The organism is Gordonia mangrovi (assembly GCF_024734075.1).
GTDB lineage: Bacteria > Actinomycetota > Actinomycetes > Mycobacteriales > Mycobacteriaceae > Gordonia > Gordonia mangrovi.
Map to the genome: position 1 here is coordinate 4094185 of NZ_CP102850.1, position 13823 is coordinate 4108007.

The 13823-nt window shown below is 66.8% G+C and carries 12 protein-coding genes; 8 read left to right on the forward strand and 4 right to left on the reverse strand.

From position 1 onward, the window contains the following. Positions 1-409: 409 nt before the first annotated feature. Positions 410-1867 carry a MocR-like pyridoxine biosynthesis transcription factor PdxR gene (gene pdxR / locus NWF22_RS18620; RefSeq protein WP_160903158.1) on the reverse strand — a complete coding sequence of 486 codons (1458 nt, stop codon included), beginning with the start codon at positions 1865-1867 and terminating at the stop codon, positions 410-412. A gap of 77 nt (positions 1868-1944) precedes the next feature. Here pdxR and NWF22_RS18625 point away from each other — a divergent pair, with 77 nt between their 5' ends. Then, positions 1945-2700 carry an SDR family oxidoreductase gene (locus tag NWF22_RS18625; RefSeq protein WP_160903159.1) on the forward strand — a complete coding sequence of 252 codons (756 nt, stop codon included), beginning with the start codon at positions 1945-1947 and terminating at the stop codon, positions 2698-2700. Positions 2701-2705: 5 nt separating this feature from the next. Further along, the gene (locus tag NWF22_RS18630) at positions 2706-3182 is read left to right on the forward strand and encodes a carboxymuconolactone decarboxylase family protein (protein WP_233751384.1); all 477 of its coding nucleotides are present in this window, start codon (positions 2706-2708) and stop codon (positions 3180-3182) included. A gap of 27 nt (positions 3183-3209) precedes the next feature. Here NWF22_RS18630 and coaA read toward each other — a convergent pair whose 3' ends face one another. After that, complete coding sequence (gene coaA / locus NWF22_RS18635; protein ID WP_160903160.1) at positions 3210-4151, reverse strand: type I pantothenate kinase; 942 nt, start codon at positions 4149-4151, stop codon at positions 3210-3212. Between the two features lie 52 nt (positions 4152-4203). On the opposite strand from coaA, the gene NWF22_RS18640 reads away from it, so the two are divergent. The 5 genes from NWF22_RS18640 to NWF22_RS18660 all read left to right on the forward strand — a co-directional run bounded on the left by NWF22_RS18640 (position 4204) and on the right by NWF22_RS18660 (position 10483). Further along, positions 4204-5436, forward strand: a complete 1233-nt coding sequence (locus NWF22_RS18640; protein WP_160903161.1) for a DUF885 domain-containing protein — start codon at positions 4204-4206, stop codon at positions 5434-5436. Between the two features lie 26 nt (positions 5437-5462). After that, on the forward strand, positions 5463-6740 hold the full coding sequence (glyA, locus tag NWF22_RS18645; RefSeq protein ID WP_160903396.1) for a serine hydroxymethyltransferase: 1278 nt from the start codon (positions 5463-5465) through the stop codon (positions 6738-6740). A 91-nt stretch (positions 6741-6831) separates the two neighbouring features. Beyond that, positions 6832-7716, forward strand: coding sequence for an acyl-ACP desaturase (locus NWF22_RS18650; RefSeq protein ID WP_160903162.1), 885 nt, complete (start codon positions 6832-6834; stop codon positions 7714-7716). Between the two features lie 264 nt (positions 7717-7980). After that, positions 7981-9279, forward strand: a complete 1299-nt coding sequence (gene phoH2, locus NWF22_RS18655; protein ID WP_160903163.1) for an RNA 5'-3' helicase PhoH2 — start codon at positions 7981-7983, stop codon at positions 9277-9279. 217 nt (positions 9280-9496) lie between these two features. Then, positions 9497-10483, forward strand: a complete 987-nt coding sequence (locus NWF22_RS18660) for a L,D-transpeptidase family protein (protein ID WP_160903164.1) — start codon at positions 9497-9499, stop codon at positions 10481-10483. A 91-nt stretch (positions 10484-10574) separates the two neighbouring features. Here the strand turns inward: NWF22_RS18660 and NWF22_RS18665 are convergent, their stop codons facing one another. Both NWF22_RS18665 and NWF22_RS18670 read right to left on the reverse strand, forming a co-directional pair. Next, entirely contained in the window at positions 10575-11231 is a 657-nt protein-coding gene (locus NWF22_RS18665) for a PIG-L deacetylase family protein (RefSeq protein WP_258321204.1), read from the reverse strand. A 7-nt stretch (positions 11232-11238) separates the two neighbouring features. After that, positions 11239-12639: a class II fumarate hydratase gene (locus NWF22_RS18670; RefSeq protein ID WP_160903165.1), complete on the reverse strand. Its 1401-nt coding sequence runs from the start codon at positions 12637-12639 to the stop codon at positions 11239-11241. A 199-nt stretch (positions 12640-12838) separates the two neighbouring features. On the opposite strand from NWF22_RS18670, the gene NWF22_RS18675 reads away from it, so the two are divergent. Beyond that, a complete protein-coding gene (locus NWF22_RS18675) occupies positions 12839-13816 on the forward strand; it encodes a type IV toxin-antitoxin system AbiEi family antitoxin domain-containing protein (RefSeq protein WP_160903166.1) in 978 nt (325 codons plus the stop codon). The last annotated feature ends 7 nt before the right edge of the window (positions 13817-13823 follow it).

Sequence of the window (13823 nt, forward strand, 5' to 3'; positions counted from 1 at the left end):
GGGTGTGACAATCTTGTCCGGGTGACATTGCCTGGGAGGCAGGGATTGTGGTGAGTCTGTCTCGGGTGGTGGTGGTCTCGATACGACCTCGGCTGGCGCCTCGGCCTACTCGACCACCAGATAGGCCGGCGCCTCGGTCTACTCGACCACCAGAAAGGCTGGCGCCTCGGTCTACTCGAACACCAGAGGGTTCGGCATCGGGTTCGGTTGGTGGGGAACTGAACTGCTGTCAGACATTCGGATGCGTCCGACAACTTCGGTTCGTTGCGGGCCGGGAGTGGATGGATTGTCTGCAATGAGTTGTGAGTTCAGGATAACGGTCAGGTGTGACAATGTGACCGAGAATAGTTGGGGTGGTGGGCTCTTCGTGACGATGCCGCCCAGGCTCGGCGAGCGGTTCACCAGTGGTTCACGGGTTCGGTGCGTCCTCGGCGACAAGCGAGACCAGCGCGCTGACGTCGGCGTGGTAGGTCGATGCTGCCGGTGTGCCGAAGCCGACGACGAGGCCGGGCGGCACGACGCTGCCGCCGTCGGCGTGCGGATGGCGGTACTGCGACATTGCGGCCAGGGCGTACCGCCGCCGGGCGGCGGCCTCGAACACCACGTGTTCGGTCTCGGCGGAAAGGGGGATCACCGCGTGAAGCCCCGCAGCGATGCCGGGGATCGTGACGCCGGCACGGGCGAATGCGTCGGTGAGGTGATCGCGTCGTCGCCGGTAGTACTGCCGACTGCGGCGGATGTGCCGATCGTAGGCGCCGGAGTCGATGAGCTCGGCCAGGACCAGCTGATCGATGATGCTGGCATCCGGCTCCCGCGGCCCCTTCGCCGCCCGCACCCTGTCCACCAGGCGAGGGGGTAGTACCAGCCAGGCGATACGCACCGCGGGGGAGAGGCTTTTGCTGACGGAGCCGGTGTAGATGACCGCGTCGGGGTTCAGGGCCTGCAGCGCGCCGACCGGCTCGCGGTCGTAGCGCAGCTCGCCATCGTAGTCGTCCTCGACGATCAATCCGTCGTGGTCGCCGGCCCACTCGATGGCTGCGGCACGACGCGGTGGGGACAGGGCCACTCCCGTCGGGAACTGGTGGCTCGGGGTCAGCAGCACCGCCGACACGTCGGTGGGCAGCTGGTCGATGTCCGCGCCGTCATTGTCGATCGGGACGGGCGTGGTCACCGTCCCGCCACGTTCGATGACCGCACGATGAAACGGCAAGCCGTGGCTCTCCACGGCGAGCACGTCGCCGAACACGCTGCGCGACAGCAGGTCCAGCGCATGCATCACCGAAGTGGTCAGCACGATGTCGTCGGGATGGGTACGCACGCCCCGGGCGCGTGCCAGATACCCGGCCAAGGAGACGCGCAACCGTTCACTGCCCTGGGGATCGCCGGGGCCGAAGGCCCGATCGGGGGCGGCGGTGATCGCCCGACGGGTTGCGGCGATCCACTCGGTACGTGGAAACAACGACGAATTCGGTTGGCCAAGACCGAAATCATGCACGGTGTCCGGCGTCTTACGTTGTCGCGTCATCGGCTTCGGCAGGTCTGGTCGCGGAGTGTCCGCGACGTGGGTGCCCGACCCCTGGCGTGCCACCAGCCACCCCTCGGCGATCAGTTCCTGGTAGACGGCGGCGACCGTCCCGCGTGCGAGCCCGAGATCGGCCGCCAGGGACCGGTACGGAGGCAACCGGGTGCCCGGCGCCAGCCGTCCGTCGCTGATGGACGCACGTAGCGCCGTGGCGAGCGACTGGCGGCGACGTGCGCCTCGCCAGCGGGCACTGCCGCTCGGATCGGGCTGCAGATCGAGGTAGAGATCGACTCCGAGGTGCTGTGCCACCTGCTCCCACGGGTCGAGATTGACGCTCTTGATCACCCTTTAATTGAACCAGTTTTGTGGTGCAATTCCCTCCTACTGTGGAGATCAACACCGCGAGACGAGAGGAAATGATCATGAAGGTTGTCGTGCTGGGTGCCAGCGGCGAGATCGGTACCGAACTGGTGAAACGCCTGCGAGGGCAGGGGATCGAGGTGAGCGAGGCGCACCGGTCGACTGGTGTCGACGCCTACGCCGGCACCGGACTCGACGCGGCGTTGACCGGCGCCGACGTGGTGGTCGACTGCGTCAATGTGACCACCACCAGCGCGCGCAAGGCGGTCGACTTCTTCGGCACGGTGGCGCGCAATGTCTCGGCAGCGGCGACGACTGCCGGCGTGCGGCGGGTCGTGTGTCTGTCGATCATCAACGCCGCCGACCCGGCGGTCAACGCCAAGTTCGGCTACTACCAGGGCAAGGCGGAGCAGGAGAGGGTCTACGCGGAGACGCTCCCCGGCCACCGACTGACGTTCGTCCGGTCGGCGCAGTGGTACGAACTCGCCCGACAGATGATGAGCAGTCTGCGCCTCGGCCCGGTGGCGGCCGTCCCGCATATGCGGTGTCGGCCGCTATCGGCCGCGGATGCCGCAGCGGCGCTCGCCGACGCGGTGACGGCCGAGTCGAATGACGATGTGGAGGTCGCGGGTCCCGACGTGCTGGATCTCGCCGACATCGGCAAGGCCATCGCGCAGCGGTCCGGGTCGCCCCGCTGGGTGGTGGGCATTCGATTCGGCGGTGCGGCCGTCCGCGACGGGGGTCTGGTCCCCGAACGGCCGAACGTGGTCGCCACCACGACCTTCGACCAGTGGTTGGACGCGGAGTTCGCGGCGTGAACGCGATGACGGCCGACGTGCCGGACACCCGCCGGATGTGGATTCCGCAGAGCAACCCGGCGGTGTACAAGGCGCTGGTGGCGTTGCAGCGTGCATCGGCCGAGGGGGTGACACAGCGACTGGCCGAACTCATCCGGATTCGGGTGTCGCAGATCAACGGCTGCGGCTATTGCCTGCACATGCATCTGTCCGATGCCCGGTCCGCCGAGCTCGAGCCGCAAGCGGTGGGGATGGTGGCCCTGTGGGCGGACGCGCCGCACCTCTTTTCCGACCGTGAACGAGCGGCGCTCGACCTGGCGGAGCACGTCACACGGCTGGGCGATTCCGGTGTGCCGGATCGCGTGTTCGATCGTGCTGCAGCACTTTTCGATGATGTCGAACTCGGTCAGGTGATGGCCACTATCGTGATGATCAACGCGTGGAACCGGATCGCGATCTCCGGCCGTTATCCGGCTGGTCTCGACGAACGCCGGCTCCGGTGAGCCCGACGGCACGCGCACGACGCGGGGTCACAGCTTGCGCAGGCGCACCCGGTTGATGGAGTGGTCGGAATCCTTGCGTAACACCAGCGTCGCGCGTGGTCTGGTCGGCAGGATGTTCTCGTTCAGATTCGGCAGGTTGATCGAGGTCCACAGGTCGCGCGCGGCGATCTTGGCCTGTTCGTCGGTCAGGGTCGAATAGAAGTGGAAGTGCGACTCCGGATTGGCGAATGCGGTCGTCCGCATCTTCAGGAATCGCGAGATGTACCACTGTTCGATGTCGGCTGTCTTGGCGTCGACGTAGACCGAGAAGTCGAACAGATCCGACACCATGAGTGTCTCGCCGGTCTGTAGCACGTTCAGTCCCTCGAGGATGAGGATGTCGGGTTGCCGGACATAGTGTTTGACGTCGGGGACGATGTCGTAAGCGATGTGCGAGTACACCGGCGCGGTCACCTCCCGCGCTCCCGATTTGACCTCGGTGACGAATCGGAGCAGCCCGCGCCGGTCGTATGACTCGGGAAAGCCCTTGCGGTGCATGATGCCTCGCCGCTCGAGTTCTGCGGTCGGCAGGAGGAAACCGTCTGTGGTGACGAGGTCGACCTTCGGGTGTGACTCCCAGCGGGCGAGCAGGGCCGCGAGAACGCGGGCGGTTGTCGACTTACCCACGGCCACGCTGCCGGCGATGCCGATGATGAACGGCACCTGCCGGTTGGTCTGCCGCTCGCCGAGGAATGTGGAGGTGGCGGCGAACAGACGTTGGCGTGCCGCTATCTGCAGATGGATCAGACGCGACAGCGGCAGGTACACGTCGGCGACCTCGTCGAGGTCGACCTGTTCGCCGAGGCCCACCAGCTGTTGCAGCTCGGCATCGGTGAGGACCATGGGCATCGACTCGCGCAGGTCACGCCATTGGCGACGATCGAGCTCCAGATACAGACTGGGATCGCGCCCGGTCGTGTCGCGTGCCATGGTCCTACAGCTTAGGGCGGACGGAATCGCTCACCACCGGTAGCCTCCGGTCATGACGATTGCCGCGTCCGCACCGATCACGGACTACCTGCGTCTGGGTCTGGCCTTCGACCGGTTGGAGGAAGGGTTCGTCGACGCCTACACCGGAGACCCGGCGCTGCGGGCCGATGTCGCCGCCGGGCCCGCTCCCGACCCCGCCGAGCTCGCCGATCGGGCGCGTGGGCTGCGGACCGAACTGCCGGCCGAACTGGGTGCGGCGCGCGTGGAGTTCCTGCGCTCCCACCTCGCGGCCATGGAGTGCTCGGCGCGCAAGTTCGCCGGTCAGGAGATCGCCTTCGTAGACGAGGTGCGGGCCTACTTCGACGTGGACATCGACCTCGGTGACCAGCAGACATACCGCGAGGCCCATGCGGCGATGGCCGCCGAACTCGACGTGCCGGGCGCGTCGGGAACCGCGCTCGCCGAGGCATATGCCGCCTACCGGCGCGCCGACGAGATCCCGCCGGACCGCGTCGACGAATGCGTCCAGGCCTTCGCCGGAGCACTGCGCGAGCGCGTGCGGTCGACCCATCCGCTGCCGGACCGCGAGATCGTGGAGTTCGACGTCGTCACCGACAAGCCGTGGTCGGGGTTCAACTACTACCTCGGCGACTACCGGTCGCGAGTTGCGATCAACGTCGATCTGACCCAGTACATGTCGACGCTGCCACATCTCATCGCGCACGAGGCATACCCCGGCCATCACACCGAACACTGTCGCAAGGAGGAGATCCTGGTGGGTGGCGGCCAGCAGGAGCAGACGCTGTTCCTGGTCAACACCCCGCAATGCCTGATGGCGGAGGGGCTCGCCGACCACGCGCTGCACGCCGCGATGGGCCCGGACTGGGGCGAGTGGGCGCAGGAGATCTACGCCGATCTCGGACTGCGCTTCGATGGTGCGCGCGCCGCGCGGATGGCGCGTGCGTCGAGCGGGTTGCTGGGCGTTCGGCAGGACGCGGCGCTGCTCCTGCACGATCGGGGGGCCGATCAGGACTCGGTCGCCGAGTTCTTGCAGCAGTGGCTGCTCGCACCACCCGAGCGGGCGCGTCAGATGTTGAGATTCCTGACCTCGCCGCTGTGGCGCGCCTACATCTCCACCTACGTCGAGGGCTACCGACTGCTCGGGGAGTGGCTCGATGCCGCACCCGCGCTGCAGCGGCTGGAACGCTTCGGACGCCTCCTCGACGAACCCCTCACCCCCGCCCAGCTGAGAGCCGAACTCCGGGACGTGAGGGCGGGACAATAGACTTGTCTGCCATGAGCCTGAATTCGATGTCCCTGGCCGAACTCGACCCGGATGTGGCTGCGGCGATGAACGGCGAGCTGAGCCGGCAGCGCGACACCCTCGAGATGATCGCGTCCGAGAACTTCGTGCCACGCGCGGTGCTGCAGGCGCAGGGCAGCGTGCTCACCAACAAGTACGCGGAGGGATACCCGGGCCGTCGCTACTACGGCGGCTGCGAGTACGTCGACGTCGTCGAGGATATCGCGCGTGACCGGGCCAAGCAGCTGTTCGGCGCCGACTTCGCCAACGTCCAGCCACACTCGGGCGCGCAGGCCAACGCCGCGGTGCTGATGGCGCTGATGACGCCCGGCGAGAAGATGCTGGGACTCGACCTGGCCCACGGCGGGCACCTCACCCACGGGATGCGCCTGAACTTCTCGGGCAAGCTCTACGAGATCGAGTCCTACGGCGTGAGCAAAGAGGACTTCCGCATCGACATGGACGAGGTCCGCAAGATCGCGCTGGCGGCCAAGCCGAAGGTGATCTGCGCGGGCTGGTCGGCGTACCCACGCACCCTGGATTTCGAGGCATTCCGGTCCATCGCCGACGAGGTCGGTGCCTACCTGTGGACCGACATGGCGCATTTCGCGGGCCTCGTGGCCGCCGGACTGCATCCGTCGCCGGTGCCGCACTCCGATGTCGTCTCCTCGACTGTGCACAAGACGCTGGGTGGGCCCCGCTCGGGCATCATTCTGGCCAAGCAGGAATGGGCCAAGAAGCTCAACTCGGCAGTGTTCCCCGGGCAGCAGGGCGGACCGCTGATGCACGCCATCGCGGGCAAGGCCGTCGCATTGAAGATCGCCGGTACCGACGAGTTCGTCGAGCGGCAACAGCGCACGCTGTCGGGCGCGAAGATCCTGGCCGACCGGCTCACCGGCGCCGACGTCGACAAGGCCGGCATCTCGGTGCTGACCGGCGGCACCGACGTCCACCTGGTGCTGGTGGATCTGCGCAACAGCCGGCTCGACGGCCAGCAGGCCGAGGATCTGCTGCATCAGGTCGGCATCACGGTGAACCGCAATGCGGTGCCGTTCGATCCCCGCCCGCCGATGGTGACCTCGGGGCTGCGGATCGGTACGCCGGCGCTGGCCACCCGCGGATTCGGCGACACCGAGTTCGCCGAGGTCGCCGACATCATCGCGACCGCGCTGGCGGCCGGCGCGGACGCCGACGTCTCGGCCCTGCGTGGCCGTGTGTCGCGCCTGGCCCTGGACTTCCCGCTCTACGAGGGGCTCGAGGACTGGGGCCTGATGAGTCGAGGGTGAATCCCGCCCGAGGACGCAGCTCCGGAACCGGAGGCAACGGCCGCAGACCCAGGGTGGCCAGACCGCCGGACGGTTCTCTATTGTTGCTCCGGTGAATGCATTGACCACCGATGAGCTGATCATCGCGCTCTCCAAGGCGCTGCCGGAGATCGCCGAGGACCATCAGGCGGCTGCCAGTCCCTGGAAACCGCACGACTGGGTGCCGTGGGACCAGGGCCGCAACTTCGCCTTCCTCGGTGGTGAGGACTGGGATGCGTCGCAGGCGACGATCTCCGACGAGGCGCGCGCGGGTGTCCTGGCGCTGCTGCTGACCAAGGACAACCTGCCGTCGTATCACCGCGTGCTGGCCCTGCACTTCCCGGCTTTCTCCGACTGGCGCCAACTGGTCGGCGTGTGGACTGCCGAGGACAACCGGCACGCCATCGTCCTGCGCGACTTTCTGGTCGTGACCCGGGCGATCGATCCGGTCGACGCCGAAGAGCGCCGTCGGATCCATGTGACCGCCGGCTACCGGCAGCGTCCCGAATCGATCGAGAACCTGGGACCGCTCGACGTCCTGGCCCTGATGGCAGTGCACGAGAATCAATGTGTCGGCTTCATCGAGAAGCTGCGCGGCACGGTCACCGACGACGTCTTCACCCAGATCCTCGACAAGATCGCCGCCGACGACGCCGTGCAGGCCGCCACATTCGGTGCCTTCCTCAACGCCGGCCTCGTCGCCGATCCGGCGGGCACGGTGGTTGCCGTGGACCGCGCGCTGGCCCGGCTGGACACCGAGCCGATCGGCTCCGACATTGCCGACTTCGATGCCGAGCGTGCCCTGATCACCGGTTTCGAAGACGACGAGAGCCGTGCCCGCGTGGCCGCGGCGATCGTCGCCGCGATGAAGCTCGGCTCGGTGTCGGGCCTCGACGGGGAGGCCGAAGCGGCCCGCGTCCGCATCCTCGAACGCGCCGGTGCCGCCAGCGCGACGTAGCCGCCAGGCAACTTGCGTTAACGCATAATTCACGCCGACACACCCCTGTCCGCCGAGCCGGGTAGGGGTGTTTCGGCGTACGTTGGCCATGACGGACCGCGGGGAAGCGGTTCGTCCGGGAGGTTCAATTCGTGGTTTGCACCAGCAACGCGAGAGGGCCGGCCCCGGTCCTCGTCCACCTTGGCTGACCAGCCGAGAAGGGCAAGAACCAGCCGGTCGTCGCTACTGGTTTGTGCGGGGCCCGCACAAACGTAGGAGCCCTACGTGACCACACGCACCTACGTCCTCGACACCTCCGTCCTGCTGTCCGATCCCTGGGCGGTCACGCGTTTCGCTGAACACCATGTGGTCCTGCCGCTGGTCGTCATCGGCGAACTCGAGGGCAAACGTCACCACCACGAACTCGGCTGGTTCGCCCGCGAGGCACTCCGGTTGCTCGATGACCTCCGGCTCGAACACGGCAGGCTCGACATCCCGCTCCCGATCGGTGACGAGGGCGGCACGCTGCAGGTGGAGCTCAACCACACCGACCCGGCGGTGCTTCCGGCCGGTTTCCGCACCGAGACCAACGATTCTCGAATTCTCGCCTGCGCGTTGAATCTTCGTGCCGAGGGTAGCGACGTAACGCTGGTCTCCAAGGACACCCCGCTGCGGGTCAAGGCCGGTGCGGTCGGCCTTTCCGCCGATGAATACCACGCACAGGACGTGGTGGTCTCCGGGTGGTCCGGGATGACCGAGTTGGACGTCGAGAGCATGAGCATCGACACCCTGTTCGCCGAGGGCGCCGTGGATATCGACGAGGCGCGGGAACTGCCGTGCCACACCGGAATTCGCCTCCTCGGGCACTCGTCGAGTGCGCTCGGTCGGGTCAATGCGGACAAGCAGGTGCAACTTGTCCGCGGCGATCGTGAGGCGTTCGGTCTGCATGGCCGTTCGGCCGAACAGCGGGTCGCCCTCGATCTGCTCCTCGACGACAGCGTCGGCATCGTGTCACTGGGCGGCAAGGCGGGCACCGGTAAGTCGGCGCTGGCGCTGTGCGCCGGACTCGAGGCGGTCCTGGAGCGTCGTACCCAACGCAAGGTGGTCGTCTTCCGACCGCTGTACGCGGTCGGCGGCCAACAGCTCGGATACCTGCCCGGCGGCGAGGCCGAGAAGATGGGCCCCTGGGCGCAGGCGGTCTTCGACACCCTCGAAGGACTCGCGTCGCCCGAGGTGATCGAGGAGGTGCTCAGCCGGGGCATGCTGGAGGTACTCCCGCTCACCCACATCCGCGGCCGCTCGCTGCACGACTCCTTCGTGATCGTCGACGAGGCGCAGTCGCTGGAACGCAACGTGCTGCTGACCGTGCTGTCGAGGCTCGGTGCCGGATCGCGCGTGGTGCTCACCCACGACGTCGCCCAACGCGACAACCTGCGGGTCGGACGCCACGACGGCGTCGCTGCGGTCATCGAGAAGCTGAAGGGCCATCCGCTGTTCGCCCACGTCACGCTGACGCGCAGTGAGCGGTCGCCGATCGCGGCGCTGGTCACCGACATGCTCGAGGAGTTCGCCCCCGGCGCCTAGTCCGGAACCCCTTCGCCAACCGCGCACTCGTCGCGTTCGCGCGCATGTCCCGACATGCGCGCGAGCGTGACGGGTGCTCGGTTGGCGTCTATACCTCGTCCACCCGTGACCAAGACCGGCGAGTGATCCGATCACAATCGCACCGTGACCGGCACGAGACTCACGACTTCTCGCATACTGGCACACTGGTGTGGTGCTGATGTTACTGATGAGGCGAATGAGGCTATTGGGACTTCTGGTGATTGCGGTCGTCGCCGCTGTCGCCGGAGGTGCCGGTAGCGCACTCGCCGCACCCGCAACGACGACACCGTCGACGACGCCCACGCCGGCCGCTCCCTCGGGATCGCCGGTCCCGGAGACCGGCATCCCGATGCTCGACGAGGTGCTGAACACCCTGGCCGGCAACCTCGGGCTCGGCGGTACCGGCAGCTCAGAGGTCGACAGCAGCCAGATGATCGTCGTCACCGCACCTGAGGCGAACGACACCACCGCGACGCTGACCGCCTTCGAACGAGGCACCGACGATGCCTGGAAACCGGTCATCGGCCCCACCGAGGCATTTCTCGGTTCCCTCGGGATGGGCGAGCCGGAGGACAACGTCTACCGCACCCCGGAGGGCACCTTCGACCTCGACCAGGCCTTCGGTCGGCTGCCGAACCCGGGCACGAAGATGCCCTACAAGCAGGTGGATCGGCAGGATTGGTGGGACTCGAACATGAAGTCACCCACCTACAACACGATGGTCCGACAGGTCCAGAGCCCCGGGGGTGACAGCGAGAACCTCTACGACTCCGGTCCGGTGTACGACTATGCGGTCAACATCGCGCACAACCCGGAGCGGATTCCGGGCAAGGCGTCGGCGATGTTCCTGCACGTGACCAACAATCAGCCGACCATGGGCTGTATCGCCATCGAGAAGGATTTGATGCGCCAGGTGCTCACGTGGCTGGACCCGGCCAAGCACCCGAAGATCGCGATCGGCGTGAATCAGGCCGGACCTTCGGGATCGGAATCCTCCACACCCCAGACCTCCACACCCCAGTCGTCCACACCCCAGTCGGCGGTGCCGGAATCGGCGACACCCCAGTCGACCCTGCCGAGCACCAGCCCGTCGACGATCCCCGGCGCGGATTCGTTGACCCAGTTGCTCAATCAGCTCGTCAGCCTGCTGCCGTCGCTGTTCGAAACCACTGCGGGCCCCTGAGTGCCCGCACACCAGAGGCGGGGATCGGCGACTGGCCGGTCCCCGTTTCGCTGTCCACAGCCGCAGCGAACTCGCCGGCGGCCGGGCTCGGTCAGGAGTGCGAACGTTTGAGTTCGAAGCCGCAGAATCCGTCGCCAGTGACCATGTCGATCTGGCGGCGGGCCTGCTCGACGACCGGGGTGTCGGGGTCGAGAACCGAGAGGTACTGCTGGTGTGCGGCCAGTGACCGCACCGCGACGTCGATCTGGTCGCTGACGTCGACCCGGTGGGTGGCCGCGGGACCGTTCTCGAAGAGCCACCGAGGTCGCTCGCCGTCGAAGGTGTCATAGGCCTCGAGCACCGCGGCGGCAAACTCCATGTGATCACGCTGATTCGGCATCCCCGGTGCCCATTCGGGTCCGCCGTAGAGCGACAGGATCACGTCGGGACGCACCCGGGCGATGGTGGTGCGGATGCGGTCGCGGAGTTCGGCCGTGTTGCTTATCTCACTGTCGGGGAAGCCCCAGAACTCCACCTCGTCGACCCCGACGATCGCCGCCGACGTGCGCTGCTCCTCTTCGCGGATCGGACCGGCCGTCGCCGGGTCCATCCCTTCGATACCGGCCTCACCGCTCGAAGCAAGCGCGTACACGATGTGTTTGCCCGACGCCGTCCAGCGCGCAACGGCCGCAGCCATCCCGTACTCGGGGTCGTCGGGGTGTGCCACCAGTACCAGCGCTGTCTGCCAGTCCTCCGGGAAGCGTTCCACGGCGGGCTCAGCGCTCGCGGTCGAGGTTGGCCATCTTCAGCACGTCGAGTCGCGCGTCGAGTTCGGCCTCCGACAGTTTGTCGCCGATCAGGCCACGGTCCACTACGGTCTGGCGAATTGTCTTGCCCTCCTTGAGGGCCTGCTTGGCCACCGCGGCCGCCTCCTCGTAGCCGATCGCACTGTTGAGTGGGGTCACGATGGACGGAGAACTCTCCGCTAGCGTGCGCAACCGATCTTCGTTGGCGACCAGACCGCTGATGCAGCGGTCGGCGAACAGCCGAGACACGTTGGCCAGCAGCTTGAGTGACTCGAGCACGTTGCGGGCCATCATCGGGATGTAGACGTTCAACTCGAATGCGCCGTTGCCGCCGCCCCAGGTCACCGCGGCATCGTTGCCGATGACCTGCGCGGCCACCTGGGTGACCGCCTCGGGGAGAACGGGATTGACCTTTCCGGGCATGATCGAACTACCAGGCTGTAGGTCGGGGAGCAGGATCTCACCGAGCCCGGTGAGCGGACCCGATCCCATCCACCGAACGTCGTTGGCGATCTTGGTCAGCGAGACGGCGATGGTTTTCAGCGCTCCGGACAGCTCGACGAGACCGTCGCGTGCCGCCTGCGCCTCGAAGTTGTCGGTGGCCAGCGAGAGCGCGTCGACGCCGGTGAGTCGGCGCAGTTCGGCGACGACCTTCGTCCCGAACGCACTGGGCGCGTTGAGTCCCGTGCCGACCGCGGTGCCGCCGATGGGCAGTTCACCGACGCGAGGCAGGGTCGCGGTGACCCGCTCGATGCCGGCCTCCACCTGGCGCGCGTAACCGCCGAACTCCTGGCCGAGGGTCACCGGCACCGCATCCATCAGGTGGGTGCGGCCGCTCTTGACCACTTCGCGCCACTGTGTCGACTTGTCCAGCAGGGCCAGGCGCAGGTGGTCGAGCGCCGGGACGAGGTCGGTCACAACGGCTTCGGTCGCCGCGACGTGGGTTGCGGTGGGGAACGTGTCGTTCGATGACTGCGACATGTTCACGTGATCGTTGGGATGTATCTCGACACCGTCGGCCTTGGCGATCGAGGCGATGACCTCGTTGGAGTTCATGTTAGAGCTGGTGCCCGACCCGGTCTGGAACACGTCGATGGGGAACTGGTCGTCGTGCGCCCCGTCGGCGATCTCCTTGGCAGCCGCGATGATCGCGTCGGCCTTGCGTTCATCCAGCAGTCCGAGATCCTTGTTGACCTGGGCGCACGCCGCCTTGAGCAAGCCCATCGCGCGAATCTGGGTGCGCTCCAACGGTCGATGGCTGATCGGGAAGTTCTCCACTGCCCGCTGGGTCTGCGCGCGCCAGAGCGCATCGATCGGGACCTTGACCTCGCCCATCGTGTCGTGCTCGATGCGGTACTGCTGTTCGGTCATTCGTGTTCCTCCGAAAGGGTCACGGGAAGTAAGGGTCTCCTCACGACCGTACTCCGGGCCGGAGGTCGCCCGGGAGAGTGCCGCGGATTTGTGCCACCTGGTGACCCGAAATCATGGCACTCTCTGCATGCTTTCGGCATTGTCCACAGATGTGCGCGACGGCGTTCATCGAGTGTGCGCGGTCGACACAATGGTGGCCATGACGGTCTCACCGGCGGCAGAGGTGCCCGACCAGGAGGCGCTCGATGAACTGCTCGGTGACCAGCACGGCGTCGTTGCGCGTCGCCAAGTCATCGAGCTGGGATTCACTGCTTCGTACATACGACGCAAGGTGCGTCGGCGAGATTGGGTCCCCGTGTATCCGGGGGTGTACGTGAACCACACGGGACCACTGACGTGGCACCAACGAGCCTGGAGCGCAGTACTTGATGCCCAACCCGCTGCGTTGAGTCGCCAGTCGGCAATCCTCGACGCGTCGACACCTCCAACAGTCGGGAGCGACGGACCGATCCATATCGTCATCGACCGTAAGCGCGACGTGGTCCGACGACCGGGCGTTGTGGTCCACCGTGGATCGTCTCTCGACGACAGGGTGCTGTGGCATGCCAACCCGCCACGAGTCCGTTTCGAGGATGCGGTGCTCGATGTCGCCGCGGAGGCAGCGTCGGAGATCCGGGCGATTGCAGCGTTGGCCGATGCCGTCGGGTCGCGGCGAACCACCGCGTCGCGACTGCTGTCGGCGTCGAAGAATCGCCGCTGGATGCGCCGACGCGCGTTCATCGAGCACGTACTTGCCGATGTCCACGACGGGACGTGCTCGGTCCTCGAACACGGATACCTGACGAGAGTCGAACGCCCACACGGCCTTCCGACTCCGTCCCGGCAGGAGCCCACCGGTGTCGGGCGACATGGATTCCGCGACGTCGACTATGCCGATCTTCGCGTCATCGTCGAACTCGACGGCCGAATGGGTCACGACGGGTCGACTTCTCGGGATCTCGACATGGAACGAGACCTCGACGCTGCGCTCGATATCGAGAAGGTCACGCTGAGGATCGGCTGGGGACAGGTCTTCGATCGCCCCTGCGTTACGGCATCAAAGGTGGCGCACGTGCTGCGGAGGCGAGGTTGGGCCGGTTCGGTCAGATTCTGCCCGGAGTGCCCGGATCTGCCGTGAGTTCGAG